A 17,911-nucleotide genomic window follows, 5' to 3' on the forward strand; every position below is an offset into this window, starting at 1 on the left:
TTACTAAAATTACGTAATAAAATCATTGTAATTTTACAAAATTTAAAATAGAATAAACATGGAATATAATTTTCGTGAAATAGAAAAACGTTGGCAAATATTTTGGAAAAAACATAATATTTTTCATACAAAAGAAAATAACGGAAATAAATCTTCCAAATACTATATATTAAATATGTTTCCTTATCCTTCTGGTTCAGGACTCCATATAGGACATTGTTTAGGATATATAGCTTCAGATATTTATGCACGATACAAACGGACAACAGGTCATAACGTTCTATTCCCTATAGGATTTGATTCTTTTGGTCTTCCTGCAGAACAATATGCTATTCAAACTGGACAACATCCTTTTAAAACTACTCGTCAGAATGTAAAAAAATATCAAAGTCAAATGGATAAAATAGGACTTTCTTTTGATTGGAGTCGAAAATTATCTACTAGCGATCCTACTTATTATCGTTGGACTCAATGGATGTTTATCCAAATATTTAATTCTTGGTATGATAAAACTAGTGAAAAAGCTAAATCGATAGATCTTTTAGTAGAAGAATTTAATAAAAATGGAAATTTATTGGTTAATGCTAGTCATTCTTTAAACTATAAATTTGATTCGAAAATGTGGAAAGAATTCAATTCTTCTAAAAAGGAATCTATTCTTTTGAATTATCGTTTGGCTTTTTTATGTGAAAATACAGTAAATTGGTGTCCAGGATTAGGAACAGTTTTAGCCAATGATGAAATTACAAATGGAAGAAGTCAAAGAGGTGGGTATCCTATTTATAGAAAAAAAATGCTACAATGGCATATAAGAATTACCGCTTATATAGAAAGACTTTTAAAAGGATTAGAATCTGTTGATTGTTCCAAATCTTTAAAAAAATTACAATATAATTGGATAGGAAAAACATTAGGATCTTCTATTTTTTTAGAACTTTTTTTCCAAAAAGAGAATCTCAAAAGAATAGAACTTTTCATCTCTCGTCCAGAAACTATATTTGGAATGACATTCATTATTTTATCTACAGATCATCCAATGGCAGAAAAAATTTCTATTTCCTCTCATAGAGAAGAAGTTGCTCTATACTGTAAAAAAAATCTTGTAGAAGAAAAAAATATTTCTGGTGTTTTTACAGGAAATTATGTGATCCATCCTTTTCTTAAAAGAAAGAAAATCCCTATTTATGTTAGTAATAATTTTTCTGTAGATAATGAAACCCTATCTATAATAGGGGTCCCTGGTCATGAAAAAATTTGCAAAAAATTTGCAAAAAATATGGATTTAGAAGTTTTATCTGTTCTAACTCCTGAAAAAAAAGAAGAGAATACTAATAATGAACTTTATGAAGGAAAAAATGGAATATGCATTAATTCTGATTTTCTAAATGGGTTAAAAGTTCAAGAAGCTAAAAAAAAAATCATTCAAATCTTGGAAGAAAAAAATATTGGGTTCAAAAAAAATAGTTATCGATTACGTGATGCTATTTTTTCTAGACAAAGATATTGGGGGGAACCCATTCCTATTTATTTTAAAAATAAAATTCCAAAAACCATTCCCCTTGAAAAACTTCCTTTGCTTCTTCCAGAAAGAAATAATTATCATCCAAAAAATGGAAAATCTCCATTAACTAGAGTAAAAAATTGGGCTTGGGACGAAAGAAAAATGAAAATAGTTTCCAATACTCTTGTGGATAATAAATATGTCTTTCCAATAGAAACTAGCACTATGCCAAGTTGGGCTGGATCAAGTTGGTATTTTCTTCGCTATATGGATGTTCACAACCATCAATTCTTTTTGGATAAAAAAAAAGAACATATTTGGAAAAATATTGATTTATATATAGGAGGAGCTGAACATTCTACGGGTCATTTGATTTATGCAAGATTTTGGCATAAATTTCTGAAAGATAGAGGATGGGTTAGTACAGAAGAACCCTTTAAGAAAATATTCAATCAAGGAATGATTCTGAATTATTCAGCTACTATACTAAAAATTATTGGAAAAAATATATTTATTTCCTATGGATTAAGAAACTCTTATAATCAAGGAGAAAATTTACAAAAAATATATGTAGATATATCTCTAGTAAATTCTAATAATGAATTAGATATCAATAAATTTCAACATTGGAGACCTGAATTTTATCAGTCAAAATTTTTTTTAGAAAAAGGACGTTTTTTTTGTCAAAGACAATTAGAAAAAATGTCAAAATCTAAATATAATGTCATCACTCCAGATCAGATTTCTGAAAAATATGGATCAGATATATTTCGTCTTTATGAAATGTTTTTGGGTCCTGTTATGGAATCAAAACCTTGGAATGAGGAAAAAATCAATGGAATAAAAAATTTTTTAAATAAATTTTGGCGTTTATTTCATATAAATAAAGTATTTCAGGTTAGTGACTTAGATCCGACATTTCAAGAACTAAAAATTTTACATCACACCATCAAAAAACTACAGGAAAAAATTAATTCATTTTCTTTTAATACATCCATTAGTTATTTGATGATGATGGTTAATCAATTAAATATTTTAAAATGCAATAAAAGAAAAATATTGGAACCATTAGTAAAATTAATAGCGCCTTTTTCTCCTCATATAGCTGAAGAACTTTGGAGAAAACTCGGAAAAGAAAAATCTATTATTTTTTATCCTTTTCCTGTTTATGATCCAAAATTTCTTGTGAAAGAAAAAATTACTTATCCGATTATGTTTAATGGAAAATTAAAATTCCAAGAAACGTTTGAATCCAAACTAACAATTGAGGAAATTCGAAAAAAAATTTTAAATCATCCTAAAATAAAGTTCATTTTAGATGAAAAAATATTACAAAAAATTATCATCATCCCAAAAAAAATAATAAATATTTTATTTATTTAAATCATATTTTATAATTTAAAATTAATCGATGTTTGATGAAAATTTTATTGTGATAAAACGTAGATTTGTATCTGGTCATTCGGCAGGCGTTTTGAAATTTTTTTCATTAAATGTGTAAAAACTTTTTTTATGTCAAAAAAAAACCAAAGTAAAGCTGATGCGTATAGTTTTTTTAGTTGTATAGAAAAAAATTTTGATAAAGCTGCACGGTACCTTTCTATTAAAAAAGGTCTTTTAGAGCAAATTAAATCTTGTAATGCTGTGTATCGCATGCATTTTCCTGTAAAAATAGGAAAAGAAATTCAAGTGATTGAAGCATATAGGGTTCAACATTCCCATCATAAACTTCCCTGCAAAGGAGGCATTAGATATAGCATAAAAGTAAACCAAGATGAGGTGATGACTTTAGCGGCATTGATGACATATAAATGTGCTATAGTAGATGTTCCTTTTGGTGGAGCTAAGGGGGGAATTAAAATTGATCCACAAATTGTCTCTGCAGAAAACATAGAAAAAATAACCCGTCGTTACACTTCTGAATTAATAAAAAAAAATTTTATAGGTCCAGGTATAGATGTTCCAGCCCCTGATTATGGAACCGGAGAAAGAGAAATGAGTTGGATTTTTGACACATTTTTATCTCTTAGTCCTGGAGAAGTGGATGCTCTAGCCTGTGTTACAGGAAAACCTGTTTCTCAAGGTGGAGTAAGAGGAAGAAAAGAAGCAACAGGATTAGGAGTATTTTATGGAATTAGAGAATTATGTAAGATGAAAGAAGAGATGTTATCTGTAGGTCTTGATGTAGGATTAAATGGAAAAAAAGTGATTATACAAGGTCTAGGAAATGTAGGTTATCATGCGGCAACATTTTTTCATGAAGCAGGAGCTATTATTGTAGCTTTAGCAGAAAGGGAAGGAGCTATTTACAATAAAAAAGGTTTGAATGTCTCAAATGTGATTCTTCACTTGAAAAAAACCGGATCTATATTGAATTTTCCAGAATCAAAAAATATAGAGGATACAGAAAAAGCCTTAGAATTAGAATGTGATATTCTTATTCCAGCTGCGTTAGAAAATGTGATTCATAAACATAATGCCAATCGGATTAAGGCCAAAATTATTGGAGAAGCTGCTAATGGACCAGTGACTCCTGAAGCTGATGATATATTAGGGAAAAAGGGAGTTCTTATAGTTCCAGATATTTATTTGAATGCTGGAGGAGTCACCGTCTCTTACTTTGAATGGTTAAAAAATTTAAGTCATGTTCGTTATGGACGCATGGAAAAACGTTTTAGTGAAAATATGAATACAGAATTGCTGCAAGTTATAGAAACTAGTTGTAGAAAAAAAATTCCAATAGAAGAAAAAAAAATGATTTTAAGAGGACCAAGAGAAATAGATCTAGTACGTAGTGGACTAGAAGATACAATGATCAATGGATTTCATAAGATTCGTGATCTAAAAAAATCCTTAAAAATAGAAAACCTGCGTACTGCAGCATTTGTTCTTGCTATAAACAAAATCATAGATTCTTATGAAAAATTAGGTATTTTTCCATAATCTTTAATCTTTTTTTAAATATCTTTTTCATGAAGTACAAAAGATCCTTGTTGAAATTAAGCGGAGAAGCTCTTATGGGAAATAACGAATTCGGACTTCATTCTACTCGTCTTCAACAATACGCTGAAGAAGTAAAAAAAGTAGTAGAAATGGGGGCGCAGGTAGCTATAGTGATTGGTGGAGGAAATATATTTAGAGGATTTTCTTCTAGAATAAAGGAAAATACGATAGATCGGATAGGAGGAGATTATATGGGGATGTTAGCTACTGTTATAAACGGAATAGCTTTCCAATCTTACTTAAAAAATGTCGGAATATGTACTTCTATACAAACAGCTATTAGAATGGATCAAATAGCAGAACCATTTGTAAAAGATAAAGCTATTCATCATCTTGAAAAAGGAAGAGTGGTAATATTCGTGGCAGGTTTAGGAAATCCATATTTTACCACAGATACAGCTGCCGTATTACGTGCTATAGAAATTAAAGCAGATGTTTTATTAAAAGGAACCAGAGTTGATGGAATCTATACCAAGGATCCAGAAAAAGATAAATATGCTAAAAGACTTAAGAAAATATCCTTTGATATGGCTTATCAAATGGGAATCAAGGTGATGGATCAAACAGCTTTTATTTTAGGAAATGAAAATAATTTACCTATTATTATTTTTGATATAAATAGAAAAGAAAATTTTAAAAAAGTAATTTCCGGAGAAGAAATAGGAACTCTGGTTTCTAACGAAAAATAGAAAAAATTATGGATGAATTAAATGAAATTTTTTTTTCTTGCAAAAAAGATATGGAAAAAATTTTGAAAAAACTTCAAGAAGAAATTCATCGTATTCGATTGGGAAGCAAATCCGTTGTTCCCCTTTTAGAAAAAATAAAAATAAAGTGTTATGCTTCTTTTTTTCCTTTAATTGAAGTGGCCACAATTACCATTGTAGATAATATGAATATCACGATTCATCCTTGGGATCGTGCTATCATTTCCTATATAGACAAAGCAATTATAGATGAAAATCTTGGTTTTATGCCAACCAATAAAGGAGAATCCATTCACATTCGTCTTCCTATTCTTACGGAAGAAGGAAGAAAGAATTTAATGAAAAAAATTAAAACACAAACAGAAAAAGCAAAAATATTCGTGAGAACTACACGAAAAAAGTATAACCAATCTATAAAAAGATTGAAAATCTCTGAAGATTTATCTAAAATAGGAGAAAATCGTATACAAAAAATTACCAAGGTATCTATTCAAAAAATAGATGTTCTTTTTTTTTCCAAAGAAAAAGAAATATTAAGTATATAATTCGTTGATCCATGATAGAAAAATATTCAATTAAAGAATTATTGGAAAAAGGAAAAAAATTTTTAAATAAAAAAGTTTTAGTTGAGGGATGGATTCGTTCTTTTCGAAATTACATTTTCATCACATTAAATGATGGATCGACAATAAAGAATCTTCAAATTATTTTATCTAAAAATTTAGAAAAGGAGTTTTTGAAAAAAATTACCATTGGGAGTTCCATTAAAGTTATAGGTCTAATCATAGAAAGTTTAGGAAAAAAACAATCTATAGAATTAAAATCTTTAGAGATAAGGATCTATGGAGAAGTAGATCAAAAAAGTTTTCAAAAAACTATTTTACAACCGAAAAAACATAGTTTAGAAACCTTACGAAAACAAGCACATCTACGCTTTCGTACAAATATTTTTAGTAGTATTATGCGTGTACGTCATCATGTAGCTTTTTCTATACATAAATATTTTCATGAACATGGTTTTTTTTATATCAATACTCCAATTATTACTACTTCAAATGCTGAAGGAGCTGGAAAAATGTTTCAGGTAACAACTATGGATTTAAAAAATATTCCACATATAAGAGAAAATGTAGATTATACAAAAGATTTTTTTCAGTGCAAAACCTATTTGAGTGTATCTGGACAATTAGAAGCAGAAACCGCTTCTTTAGCTTTAGGAAAAGTATATACATTTGGACCTGCTTTTCGTGCAGAAAATTCCAATACTTCACGACATTTATCTGAATTTTGGATGATAGAACCAGAAATGGCTTTTTGTCATTTAGAAGAAAATATGGATAGAGCTGAGGATTTTTTAAAATTTGTTATACAATATATCATTGAAAATTGCATAGAAGATCTATCCTTTTTAAAGGACCATATAGAAAAATGGAATCAAAAACAGAAATCTACACTTTTAGAAAGATTAGAGCTTCTATTAAAATTTCCGTTTCAAAGAATTAGTTACACGGAAGTAATAAATATTCTGGAAAAAAGCATCCAGAAAAAAATGGTAAAATTTGTTCATCCAGTTATTTGGGGAATGGATTTACAATCAGAACATGAACAATATCTAGTAAAAAAATGTTTTCAATATCCTGTAATTGTTTTTGATTATCCTTCTTGTATTAAAGCCTTTTATATGCGTATAAATAATGATGGAAAAACAGTTAGAGCTATGGATATTTTATTTCCAGAAATAGGAGAAATCATTGGAGGATCTCAACGGGAAGAACGTTATGATATTTTATTAAAGCGTATCAAAGATAAAAACATAGATGACAGGAAACTTTGGTGGTATTTAGATACACGTCGTTTTGGTTCTGTTCCTCATAGTGGATTTGGCCTAGGATTTGATCGTTTAGTTCAATTCATTACAGGGATGAAAAATATTCGGGATGTTATTCCTTTTCCAAGAACTCCACATAAGGCAGAATTCTAAAAAATGTTAAAACAGAAATTTTTACAAAAAGGACAACAAAAACTTTCCCCACAACAAATAAAACTAATGAAATTAGTGCAATTGTCTACTTTGGATTTTGAACAAAGAGTGAAACAAGAATTGGAAGAAAATCCAGCATTAGAAGAAATAGAAGAAGAAACTTCTTCTATAGAAGAGTTAGATCCATCTGTCATTGATTTTGATCTTCCAGAACAAGAAGATAAATCCATAGATATTTCTGAAATAAATATAGATGAATATTTAAGTGATGATGAAATTCTAGATTTCAAAAATAATAATCCAAATAATCACAATGAAGAAAAATATATCCCCATAGTTTCTGGAATTTCTTTTCAAGAATATTTAAAAAGTCAGTTACATACTTTTCGTTTAAATCAAGAAGATTTGTTAATTGCAGATTTTATATTAGGAAATATAGACGAAGATGGCTACATAAGAAGAAAAATTCCAGCCATCGTAGATGATATTCTTTTGATACTTGGGATTCCAGTAACTGCAGAAAAAGTGGAAAAACTACTTGTAAATTATATCCAAAAACTAGAACCCATAGGAATAGGAGCTAGAAATTTACAAGAATGTCTTTTTATCCAATTAGAAAATAAAAAAAAATCACACGATGTAAACTTAGCCAAAAGGATAATAAGAAACAATTTCGAATTTTTTACAAAAAAAAATTATAAAAAACTGCAAAATAAATTAGGAACAACAAAGAATGATTTACGAAAAGCTATCTATCAAATAGAAAAATTGAATCCAAAACCAGGAAAAATTTACTCTGGAAATCCTAGAAATTTAGATCATTTGATTCCAGATTTTACTATTTGTATTTCAGATGGAAAATTAGAATTATCTTTAAATCATAGAAATACTCCAGAAATAAAAGTATCCTCCTTATATTTAGACATGTTAAAATCTTATAAAAGTTCAAAAGAAAGGAACATGAAAAAAAATGAAAATACGATTTTGTTTTTAAAACAAAAAATAGATTCAGCAAAATGGTTTGTAGACGCTATAAAACAGCGTCAAAATACATTAATGTTAACAATGAATGCCATTATGGATTATCAAAAAGAATACTTTTTCACTGGAGATCCATATAAAATAAAACCGATGATTTTAAAAAATATATCTCAAAAAATAGGTGTAGGGATATCCACTGTATCTCGTGTTGCCAATAGTAAATATGTCAATACACCATATGGAACTTTTTTGATTAAAAGTTTTTTTTCTGAAAAAATGATAAACGAAGAAGGGATAGAAATTTCTTCTATTGAAATAAAAAAGTTATTGGGAGAATCTATTGCTAAAGAAAATAAAAGAAGACCACTAACTGACGAAAAATTATCGAAAATTCTCAAAAAAAAAGGTTATTTGGTGGCCCGTAGGACTGTAGCTAAATATAGAGACCAAATGCAAATTCCAGTTGCAAGAATGAGAAAAATTCTTTGAGAATCATTTATTGATAATAATAGTTTTACAATTAGAAAACTCTTTAATAGATAGAACAGATAGTTCTCTTCCGTATCCAGATTTTTTTATTCCTCCAAAAGGAAAACGAGGATCAGATTTTACTATTTCATTGACAAAAACCATACCTGTATTTATTTTCTTGGATAAAAATTCCGCTTTTTTTAAGTCTTTAGTCCAAAGAGAAGCCCCTAGACCATAACAGGTCGCATTTACCATAGAAGGTATTTCTTCCTCATTAGAAAATGTATAAACGATTCCTATTGGTCCAAATATTTCCTCTTGATTGGAAGAAAAATTCTTATCTTCCATTTTCAATAAACAAGGAGAAAAAAAATTTTCATCTCTTGTAGTTTGTAAACAGACTTTTCCTCCATTTGAAATAATGTCTTTATATTGTTTATATAATTTTTCAGATAAGTCTACACGAGAAATATACCCTATTTTAGTAGATTCTTCATGTACATCTCCCCTATGATACTGTTTCATTTCTTGAATAACTAGATCTATAAAATCATCTACAATAAAATTATCTACTATAAATCTTTTAGCGGAAATACATGTTTGTCCTGTATTATTCAATCTAGATTCCGTAGCTAATTTAGCCGTTTTTTTTAGATTCTCTACATCTCTCATAACTACAAAAGCATCATTTCCACCTAATTCTAAAACAGATTTTTTAATATGTTTTCCAGATAAATATCCTATATGACTTCCAACTAAATGACTTCCTGTAAAAGAAACACCTTGTATAATTGGATGAGCTATAACAGATTCTATTTTAGGTATATCTATTAAAAAAACTTGAAAAATTCCTCTTGGAAAACCAGATTCAATAAATATTTTTTCTAAAAGAAGAGAACATCCAGCCGTATTAGTAGCAGGTTTAAGTACTATTACATTCCCTAATAAAATATTAGGAATGGCATATCTTATGGTTTGCCAAATAGGATAATTCCAAGGCATAATTCCTAATATGGATCCTATAGATTCAAATCGAATATAAGATTTTTCATATTCAGTAGATATATCCTGAAAAAAAATAGATTCTTCTAAACTAGAATAATACTCGCATAATTTGATACACTTTTCTACTTCCAAACGTGATTGAGCTATAGGTTTTCCCATTTCTTGAGTTATTAAATAGGCTATAATGTCTATGAGATCTTGCATGGAAGAAGATAATTTCATTATATATTCTATCCTAGAAGAATAGGAAAAATTTTTCCATTTTTCATAAGCTTTTTGAGCTAGAGAGAGCTTATCTATAATATCCTTATCCTCTATAAAAGAATAAGTATTTAGTATATTATTATCAACAGGATTAATAGTATGAAATCTCATATTTTCTTTTTATTTTCTAAAATAAAGAAAAGAATGGTAAAATTTTTACAAAATTTTACCATTCAATCTAACAGATAATTTTACATTAAAAGCAATGGCATAAAACTTTATTTTTTTTAAAAATAAGAGTATCCCATTAGCTCGAATCGGAGATAAAAATGTTTGAAATCCTATTTCAGAAATAAAATTCGCCTTCGAAGAAATAATTTCAAAAGGAGAATGTCCAGAATAAACAAAAATTATAAGAGCCGCCATTCCTTTAGGTAATAAGGCATCACTATCTGCATCAAAAAAAACAAGTTTTCCTCTTAATTTAGAATCTAACCACACTTTAGATTGGCATCCATGAATCAATTTATCTTCAGATCTAAATTTATCAGATTTTTTTGGTAATTTCCTTCCTAAATCTATAAGATATTCATATTTTTCTTCCCAATTTTTGAGAAAAGAAAATTCTTTTTTGATTCTTTCTTCTTTATCCTGTAACGTCATTTCAAATATTTTACACAAATATAGAAATATCCTTTTTGATAAGATATTTTTCTATCTGATTTTTTCTCTTGCCCTTTTTGCTGCTTCTGTCATATTTTTAAGTGAAGGAAGAACTTCTTCCCATTTTCTAGTTTTTAATCCACAATCTGGATTAATCCAAATATTTCTGATTGGTAATTTATTAGAAGCTTTTTGAATTAAATCAAATATTTCTTCCACAGTAGGAATTCTTGGAGAATGAATATCATATACTCCTGGTCCAATTTCATTAGGATAAGAAAATTCTGAAAAGGCCTGTAGCAATTCCATTTTAGACCTTGAAGTTTCCATAGTAATGACATCTGCATCCAAATCCGCTATATGTTCTAATATATCATTAAATTCACTATAACACATATGTGTGTGAATTTGTGTTTCATCTTCTACCCCGCTTGAAGAAATACGAAAAGCTTTAATAGACCAATCAAAATATCCTTTCCAATCCTTTCTTTTTAAGGGGAGTCCTTCTCTAAGAGCTGGTTCATCTATTTGAATTATTTGAATTCCAGATTTTTCTAAAGATTCTACTTCATCTCTAATAGCCCAAGCAATCTGATAAGCAGTAGTAGAAAGGGGTTGATCATCTCTGACAAAAGACCATTGTAAGATAGTCACAGGTCCGGTTAACATTCCTTTCATTAACTTATTTGTTTTAGACTGTGCAAAACAAATCCACTTAACTGTCATATCATTAGATCTGCTTACATCTCCATAAATCACAGGAGGCTTCACACAACGACTTCCATAACTCTGAACCCATCCATTTTCAGTAGAAAGAAATCCTTTTAATTTTTCTGAAAAAAATTCTACCATATCATTTCTCTCAAATTCTCCATGCACCAAAACATCTAGATTTATTTCTTCTTGTTTTCGAATAAGATCTATAATAAATTCTTCAATTCTTTTTTCATATTCTTCTTGACTTAATTCGTTTCTCCGAAATTTACTCCTTAAAGTACGAATTTCTTTTGTTTGAGGAAAAGAGCCGATCGTAGTAGTAGGAAACAAAGGAAAACGAAATTTCTTATGCTGTTTTTTCTGACGTATTTTAAAAGAATTTTTCCTTTTTGTCTCCTCTTTTTTTACTTGTAAAACTCTTTTTTTTACCTCTTTATTGTGAATAATTGAAGAATCTTTTGCTTTTTCCAAAGAATCCAAATTTTTCAATAAGATCTTCTGATTTCCCTTTATGATATTTTCTAAATCACTTAATTCATAAATTTTTTGTTTTGCAAAAGACATTCTGTTTTTTACATCTGGATGAATAGATCTCTCTTCTTCTATATCTAAAGGAACATGTAAAAGAGAACAATTAGGTGCAATCATCACTTTTTTTTCTCCTAAAATTTTGATTGCTTTTTCTATTTTTTTAATGGAATTCATATAATTATTCTTCCAAATATTTCTTCCATCGATTAATCCTAAAGATAACATCATATCTTTGTTTCTTAAGAAATTCAATATATCTTCCAATTGTTCTGGATTTTCTATCAAATCAATATGTAAAGCATTTATAGAAATATCCCTAAGAAGAAATAGATTTTCAGAAATTCCATCGAAATAAGATGTTAATAAAATATTAATTCCGGAAAAAATATTGGATATTTTTTGGTAAGCATATTGAAAAGTCTCTATTTCTTTTTTAGTTAAATCTAAAACTAAAATAGGTTCATCTATTTGAATCCAAACAGCTCCTTGATCTATCAATCTTTGTATTATTTGTATGTAAGTAGGAAGAATGTTCTCTATTAAATCCATTCTATGAAAAGATTTATTCTTCTCCTTTCCCAAAAAAAGAAAAGAAACAGGACCAATCAAAACTGGTTTTGGAATTCCATTTTCTAAAAATTTTCTAGCTTCTTCAAACTCTTCGAATATTTTTTTAGAGAAAACATGAAATTTTTGATCTTTTTGAAATTCTGGAACTATATAATGATAATTCGTATTAAACCATTTAGTCATTTCCATCGCCTTGATATCCCATCCATTTTTTTGAAATCCTCTAGCCATAGAAAAATAAAGATCAATATCATCATGGATGATGGGAATTGAAGAATAGGATTCTGGGATTACTCCCAATAATAGAGACATATCCAATATCTGATCATAAAAACTAAAATCATTACACGGAATCAAATCTAAACCAGATTTTTCTTGTATTTTCCAATTTTCTTCCCGGATTTTTTTACCAATGTGGAATAATTCATTAGGAGTAATTTTATGATTCCAGTAAGCTTCACAAGCTCTTTTTAATTCCCTTCGTATTCCTATGCGAGGATAACCTAAATTATGTTTCAGCATAAAATCATTTTATTTATTATACAATCTAAACTAAATAACTAAAAAAAAATTAGGGTTTATATAACCATTCTTTATATAAAAAAAAATAAAAAATATATTTCATTCATACATAGAATTATATAAATATTCTAAAATCTCCTTATCTGAAAGAGAAAAAGGAACATTTCTCCTCTTCATCATCCTTTCAGCTGTTTCACATACTTTTTTAAAAGAAATTACTTTTCTTTCTTGTATTCCACCTAAAGTGAAAGAAGGAATGTATCTAGGTGGAAATCCATATCCAAAAATATTAGCATTTATGCCTACTATTGTAGCTGTATTAAATTGAGTATTAATCGAAGATTTCGAATAATCTCCCATAATTAAACCAAAAAATTGAACATCAATAGGAAAAAAGTCTTTTTTTTCATAATTCCAAACTGTCACTTTAGAATAATCATTTCTCAAATTAGAGATATTAGTTCCAGCACCTAAATTACACCATTCTCCCAAAATAGTATTTCCCAAAAAACCATCATGAGCTTTATTAGAATAAGAAAATATTACAGAATTGATTATTTCTCCCCCTACTTTACAAAATGGACCAATAGTTGTAGATCCATACACTTTAGTTCCCATATTTAATGTAGATTTTTTACAAATAGCTACCGGTCCTCTAATCATAGATCCTTCCATAATTTGAACTCCTCTTTCAAGATATATTGGACCTAATTTTGCATTTAATACGATATTTTCTGCTATGATATCTTCTTCTAAAAAGATCTTTTCCTTGAAAAGGAGATTATTCTTTCCAAACAAAGAAAAGGAATTTTTTCCTTTTGTTAAAAAAGAAAAATCTTGTCTCAATACAATTTCATTTTTGATAAATATATCCCATGGATATTGGATATAAACCACTTGATTAATATGATATATTTTTTTATACTTTTTCAGATAGGGAGGATCTATTCTATATCTATAGTGAGATCTTCGTACTGCTACCATTTTTTCCTTGAAAAATATAGCTTCATCCTCTTTCAACTTATAGATTATTGGAATCAATTCTTCATTAGGAATAAATGAAGAATTGATTAGCAACATATTTTTGAAGACGTCTTTAACAGTAGTAATATTTTTTTCCATTCCATATTTTTTTGAAAGATATGGCTTAGTAAGAACAAGGGCTTTTCCTCTAATATATTTTTCCCATCTTTCTCTTATGGTTAAGATTCCTAAACGAATTTCTGATATAGGCCTGGTCAAGGTAATCGGACGCAAATTTTTCCATTCTGTACTTCCATCATATAATATAAAAGAATCCATTTATCCAATTTTTTTATATTTTTCATATTTTTTCTTAAATCTTTCTGCTGGTCCTGTTCTTCCTAAAAATCTCTTTTCTCCAGTAAAAAAAGGATGGGAATAGCTAGAGATTTCCATTTTATATAGTGGATAGCTAGATCCATCTATTTGAATAGTCTCTTTAGTTTTCACTGTAGATCTACAAATGAACATTTTTTCATTATTAATATCTTTAAAGACTACAGGTCGATAATTTTCAGGATGTATTTTTTTTTTCATAATAATAATTTTTTTGTAGGAAAACGATAAATCATTCCATTTATATTCATTCCTGCCCCTAATGAAGCCATCATGATGGTATCTCCAGGTTTAATTTCATGAGGAGGCATTTTTCCTTGAAGAATCAAATCTAACAAAGTTGGGACCGTGGCTACAGAAGAATTTCCTAATTTTTGAATAGTCATAGGCATTAAATTTTTACAAAAATCTTTGTTAGAAGATGAATAATCATATAATTTCAACAATCTTTTTAAGATGGCATAATCCATTTTTGCATTAGCTTGATGAATAAGAATTTTTTTTATATCCTTAAGATGTAAATTTGCACGATCTAATATACTTTTTAGCATATTTGGAACTTCTGTTAATGCATATTCATAGATCCGTCTTCCATTCATTCTAATATTTACTAAAGATTTTTTATAGTCAGGGTTTAAAGAAGGTCCATTAGTCAAATAATGTAATTCCTCATTATTATCGCACTGAGAGTCATAATAAAGAATTCCGTGATTTCCTCCTTTTATTTCAATAGCGGACAAAACGGCGGCTCCTGCTCCATCTGAAAAAATCATAGCATTTCTATCATGTGGGTCTATTACTTTAGATAAGGTTTCAGAACTAGTAATCAGTATATTTTTTGCGTATTTAGATCTTAATAATTGATCAGCTAATATCATTCCTTCTATCCATCCTGGACAACCAAAAATCATATCATAGGGACGACATTTCTTATTTCTTATTTGAAGTTTATTTTTTACTCTAGCAGCTATAGAAGGCACTAAATCAGATTGAAAAGAAATAGGATGTAGATCTCCATAATTATGGGCAGATATAATGTAATCTATTTTTTCTTTATAAATTTTTGAATTAACTAAAGCTCTTTTTGCAGCTATAGTGGCCATATCAGAATTAAATAAAGTGTTATTTACATATCTTCTTTCTTTGATCTCTGTAATTTTTTGAAACTTTTTAATAATATCTTCATTTGATTTATCAATTTTTAACCCCTTCTTATTGTAAAACGTATGTTTTAAAAAATGATTACTTTTTATAACCTTTTCTGGCAAATAATGCCCAGTCCCTGTAATGATTGATCGAATCATTTTTTTATTTGTAAATAATAACTAAAAAGTAAAAAAAATTCTTTGCAAAGAATCGTTTTTCTTAAGTAAATTATACATATAAATAATATTATGAACAAATATCCTTTCTCTTCGAAAGAAGAAGAATTAACAAAAATGTTTGATAATATTTCATCCAAATATGATTTTCTTAATCACCTTTTATCTTTTGGAATAGATTTCATATGGAGAAAAAAAGTAATAGAACTACTAACTAAATTTAGTACAAAAAACATCCAAAAGGTATTAGATATAGCTACAGGAACCGGAGATTTGGCTCTTTTGATAGCTAAAAAATTTCACAAAACTTCTGTTATCGGGTTGGATCCTTCTAAAGAAATGCTAAAAATAGCCAGAAATAAAATAAAAGATAATTTCTTGAAAAAAAGAATCCAATTTGTTCAGGGATATTCACAAAATATGCCTTTTGAGAACGCTACTTTTGACGTAGTTACCATCTCCTTTGGAGTAAGAAATTTTCAGAATTTTCATCTTTCTTTTCAAGAAATATATAGAATTCTTAAACCAATGGGAATTTTGGAAATATTAGAGTTTTCTAAACCATCGAATCCTTATATAAAAAAAATTTATCATTTTTATTCTCATTCTATTCTTCCTAGAATAGGAAATTTTTTATCCAAAAATAATTTTGCTTACAATTACTTACAAGAATCTATTAAATCTTTTTCTTATTGTGGAAATAAAATGAAAAAATTTTTAAAATATTCCGGATTTAATCCCATACATTCACAAAAACTAACATTTGGAATTGTATCTATTTATTTATCCAAAAAAATAATCTAATATAATGAAGTATTTGTCTGGATATTTCACTTCTGCTTTTCTTAAAAGAAGAATAAAAAGAATAGAGTCTATCATTCGTAATCCAATAGAAATACAATACAAATTAATTCATCAACTGATTGCTTATGCTAAAAATACGGAATTTGGAAAAAAATATGGATTCTGCGATATAAAAAAATATCAACAATTCTCTGAAAGAATACCTATATGCAAATACCCCGATTTACAATCTATAATTGAAAGAATTCGTAAAGGAGAAAAGAACTTATTATGGCCAGGAAAAGTAAAATGGTTCGCTAGATCTTCTGGAACTACAAGTACGAAAAGTAAATATATTCCTGTCACAAAATTATCCATGCATGAATGTCACTACAAAGCAGGAAAGGACATGTTGTCTATATATATTCATAATCATCCAAAAACAAAAATATTCTTTGGAAAAGCTTTGCGTTTAGGAGGAAGTCACGAATTATATAGAAATTATAATACATTTTATGGAGATTTGTCTTCTATTTTAATCAAAAATCTACCTTTTTGGGCAGAATATATTAGTATTCCTAGAAAAAAAATAGCTCTTATGAGTGAATGGGAAGAGAAATTAGAAACTCTTGTTAAAGAAACGGAAAAAAAAGATGTTCGTCTTTTATTAGGAGTTTGTTCTTGGCTCCTAATTTTTTTAAATCATTTATTAAAAAAATTTGACAAAAAAAAAATCAATGATATCTGGCCCCACATAGAGGTCATCTTTCATGGAGGCGTAAGTTTTAAACCATATAGAGAACAATATAATGATTTGTTTAGTCCTTCTGTAAATTACTATGACGTGTATAGTGCTTCAGAAGGATTTTTTGCGGTACAGGATCAAAAAAACGTAGAAGATCTTTTACTTTTATTAGATCATGGAATTTTTTATGAATTTATTCCTATGGAAGAAATTCATAATCCTTCTCCAAAAATAATTCCCATTGAAAAAGTGGAATTAAAAAAAAATTACGCCTTAGTGGTTTCTACCAATGCTGGACTTTGGAGATATATAGTTGGAGATACTATTAAATTTACCAGTTTATCCCCGTATAGAATTTCTATTTCTGGAAGAACCAACCACTATATTAATACTTTTGGAGAAGAATTAATCATAGAAAATGCAGAAAAAGCTTTAAATGTAACTTGCAGAAAAACAGATTCTATCATTCATGAATATACAGCTGGCCCTATTTATATGAATCAAAAAAATTCTGGAGCTCATGAATGGATTATAGAATTCAAAAAACCACCAAGAGATTTATGTTATTTTAGGGATACTTTAGATAAGGAATTAAAGTCCTTAAATTCTGATTATGAAATTAAAAGATATAAAAACATGATATTACGTCCTCCAGTAATATTTGTAGCTAGAAATGGATTATTTTACGATTGGTTAAAAAAACACAGAAAACTAGGTGGTCAAAATAAAATTCCACGTCTCTCCAATGATAGAAAATATATAGATTCTCTGCTAAACATGAAATGACAGAAAGACATATTAGCAAAATATTTTTAACTTTATTCTCCGAAAATAAAGATTATATGT

At 28.1% G+C, this 17,911-nt stretch carries 14 protein-coding genes; 8 read left to right on the top strand and 6 right to left on the bottom strand.

The annotated features are described in order from the left end of the window. The first annotated feature begins 58 nt into the window (after positions 1 to 58). The 6 genes from leuS (at position 59) to rpoN (ending at position 8,662) form a co-directional block, all read left to right on the top strand. Complete coding sequence (gene leuS, locus BPLAN_RS02595; RefSeq protein ID WP_012821645.1) at positions 59 to 2,884, top strand: leucine--tRNA ligase; 2,826 nt, start codon at positions 59 to 61, stop codon at positions 2,882 to 2,884. 129 nt (positions 2,885 to 3,013) lie between these two features. Continuing rightward, complete coding sequence (locus BPLAN_RS02600; protein WP_012821646.1) at positions 3,014 to 4,444, top strand: Glu/Leu/Phe/Val dehydrogenase; 1,431 nt, start codon at positions 3,014 to 3,016, stop codon at positions 4,442 to 4,444. 29 nt (positions 4,445 to 4,473) lie between these two features. Next, positions 4,474 to 5,193, top strand: coding sequence for a UMP kinase (pyrH, locus tag BPLAN_RS02605; protein WP_012821647.1), 720 nt, complete (start codon positions 4,474 to 4,476; stop codon positions 5,191 to 5,193). Positions 5,194 to 5,201: 8 nt separating this feature from the next. Further along, the gene (locus BPLAN_RS02610; protein ID WP_012821648.1) at positions 5,202 to 5,756 is read left to right on the top strand and encodes a ribosome-recycling factor; all 555 of its coding nucleotides are present in this window, start codon (positions 5,202 to 5,204) and stop codon (positions 5,754 to 5,756) included. 11 nt (positions 5,757 to 5,767) lie between these two features. Then, a complete protein-coding gene (gene asnS, locus BPLAN_RS02615; protein WP_012821649.1) occupies positions 5,768 to 7,192 on the top strand; it encodes an asparagine--tRNA ligase in 1,425 nt (474 codons plus the stop codon). Between the two features lie 3 nt (positions 7,193 to 7,195). Then, complete coding sequence (rpoN, locus tag BPLAN_RS02620) at positions 7,196 to 8,662, top strand: RNA polymerase factor sigma-54 (protein ID WP_012821650.1); 1,467 nt, start codon at positions 7,196 to 7,198, stop codon at positions 8,660 to 8,662. A gap of 3 nt (positions 8,663 to 8,665) precedes the next feature. On the opposite strand, the gene BPLAN_RS02625 is transcribed toward rpoN, so the two are convergent. The 6 genes from BPLAN_RS02625 to BPLAN_RS02650 all read right to left on the bottom strand — a co-directional run bounded on the left by BPLAN_RS02625 (position 8,666) and on the right by BPLAN_RS02650 (position 15,519). Then, entirely contained in the window at positions 8,666 to 10,024 is a 1,359-nt protein-coding gene (locus BPLAN_RS02625; RefSeq protein ID WP_012821651.1) for an aldehyde dehydrogenase family protein, read from the bottom strand. A 45-nt stretch (positions 10,025 to 10,069) separates the two neighbouring features. Then, positions 10,070 to 10,516 (bottom strand): SufE family protein, encoded by a 447-nt coding sequence (locus BPLAN_RS02630; protein ID WP_012821652.1) that lies wholly within the window; start codon positions 10,514 to 10,516, stop codon positions 10,070 to 10,072. A 51-nt stretch (positions 10,517 to 10,567) separates the two neighbouring features. After that, positions 10,568 to 12,856, bottom strand: coding sequence for a 5-methyltetrahydropteroyltriglutamate--homocysteine S-methyltransferase (gene metE / locus BPLAN_RS02635; protein WP_012821653.1), 2,289 nt, complete (start codon positions 12,854 to 12,856; stop codon positions 10,568 to 10,570). Positions 12,857 to 12,955: 99 nt separating this feature from the next. Continuing rightward, on the bottom strand, positions 12,956 to 14,158 hold the full coding sequence (locus BPLAN_RS02640) for a putative sugar nucleotidyl transferase (protein WP_012821654.1): 1,203 nt from the start codon (positions 14,156 to 14,158) through the stop codon (positions 12,956 to 12,958). Continuing rightward, positions 14,159 to 14,416 carry a type B 50S ribosomal protein L31 gene (locus tag BPLAN_RS02645; protein WP_012821655.1) on the bottom strand — a complete coding sequence of 86 codons (258 nt, stop codon included), beginning with the start codon at positions 14,414 to 14,416 and terminating at the stop codon, positions 14,159 to 14,161. Then, positions 14,413 to 15,519 carry a 3-oxoacyl-ACP synthase III family protein gene (locus tag BPLAN_RS02650; RefSeq protein ID WP_012821656.1) on the bottom strand — a complete coding sequence of 369 codons (1,107 nt, stop codon included), beginning with the start codon at positions 15,517 to 15,519 and terminating at the stop codon, positions 14,413 to 14,415. Before BPLAN_RS02650 ends, BPLAN_RS02645 begins: the two co-directional genes overlap by 4 nt. Before the next feature lie 90 nt (positions 15,520 to 15,609). Between BPLAN_RS02650 and ubiE the strand changes: the two genes are divergently transcribed. Continuing rightward, positions 15,610 to 16,341, top strand: a complete 732-nt coding sequence (gene ubiE, locus BPLAN_RS02655) for a bifunctional demethylmenaquinone methyltransferase/2-methoxy-6-polyprenyl-1,4-benzoquinol methylase UbiE (protein ID WP_012821657.1) — start codon at positions 15,610 to 15,612, stop codon at positions 16,339 to 16,341. Between the two features lie 4 nt (positions 16,342 to 16,345). Continuing rightward, positions 16,346 to 17,851, top strand: a complete 1,506-nt coding sequence (locus BPLAN_RS02660; protein ID WP_012821658.1) for a GH3 auxin-responsive promoter family protein — start codon at positions 16,346 to 16,348, stop codon at positions 17,849 to 17,851. The last annotated feature ends 60 nt before the right edge of the window (positions 17,852 to 17,911 follow it).

Origin of the sequence: Blattabacterium sp. (Periplaneta americana) str. BPLAN, from assembly GCF_000093165.1 — a bacterium.
Taxonomy (GTDB): domain Bacteria; phylum Bacteroidota; class Bacteroidia; order Flavobacteriales; family Blattabacteriaceae; genus Blattabacterium.

Excerpts from the sequence above, each read along its gene's own strand:
- asnS (WP_012821649.1), top strand. The coding sequence starts at position 5,768 with ATGATAGAAAAATATTCAATTAAAGAATTATTGGAAAAAGGAAAAAAA.
- pyrH (WP_012821647.1), top strand. The coding sequence starts at position 4,474 with ATGAAGTACAAAAGATCCTTGTTGAAATTAAGCGGAGAAGCTCTTATG.
- BPLAN_RS02610 (WP_012821648.1), top strand. The coding sequence starts at position 5,202 with ATGGATGAATTAAATGAAATTTTTTTTTCTTGCAAAAAAGATATGGAA.
- BPLAN_RS02650 (WP_012821656.1), bottom strand. The coding sequence starts at position 15,519 with ATGATTCGATCAATCATTACAGGGACTGGGCATTATTTGCCAGAAAAG.
- rpoN (WP_012821650.1), top strand. The coding sequence starts at position 7,196 with ATGTTAAAACAGAAATTTTTACAAAAAGGACAACAAAAACTTTCCCCA.
- BPLAN_RS02640 (WP_012821654.1), bottom strand. The coding sequence starts at position 14,158 with ATGGATTCTTTTATATTATATGATGGAAGTACAGAATGGAAAAATTTG.
- metE (WP_012821653.1), bottom strand. The coding sequence starts at position 12,856 with ATGCTGAAACATAATTTAGGTTATCCTCGCATAGGAATACGAAGGGAA.
- BPLAN_RS02645 (WP_012821655.1), bottom strand. The coding sequence starts at position 14,416 with ATGAAAAAAAAAATACATCCTGAAAATTATCGACCTGTAGTCTTTAAA.
- BPLAN_RS02625 (WP_012821651.1), bottom strand. The coding sequence starts at position 10,024 with ATGAGATTTCATACTATTAATCCTGTTGATAATAATATACTAAATACT.
- leuS (WP_012821645.1), top strand. The coding sequence starts at position 59 with ATGGAATATAATTTTCGTGAAATAGAAAAACGTTGGCAAATATTTTGG.
- BPLAN_RS02600 (WP_012821646.1), top strand. The coding sequence starts at position 3,014 with ATGTCAAAAAAAAACCAAAGTAAAGCTGATGCGTATAGTTTTTTTAGT.
- ubiE (WP_012821657.1), top strand. The coding sequence starts at position 15,610 with ATGAACAAATATCCTTTCTCTTCGAAAGAAGAAGAATTAACAAAAATG.
- BPLAN_RS02630 (WP_012821652.1), bottom strand. The coding sequence starts at position 10,516 with ATGACGTTACAGGATAAAGAAGAAAGAATCAAAAAAGAATTTTCTTTT.
- BPLAN_RS02660 (WP_012821658.1), top strand. The coding sequence starts at position 16,346 with ATGAAGTATTTGTCTGGATATTTCACTTCTGCTTTTCTTAAAAGAAGA.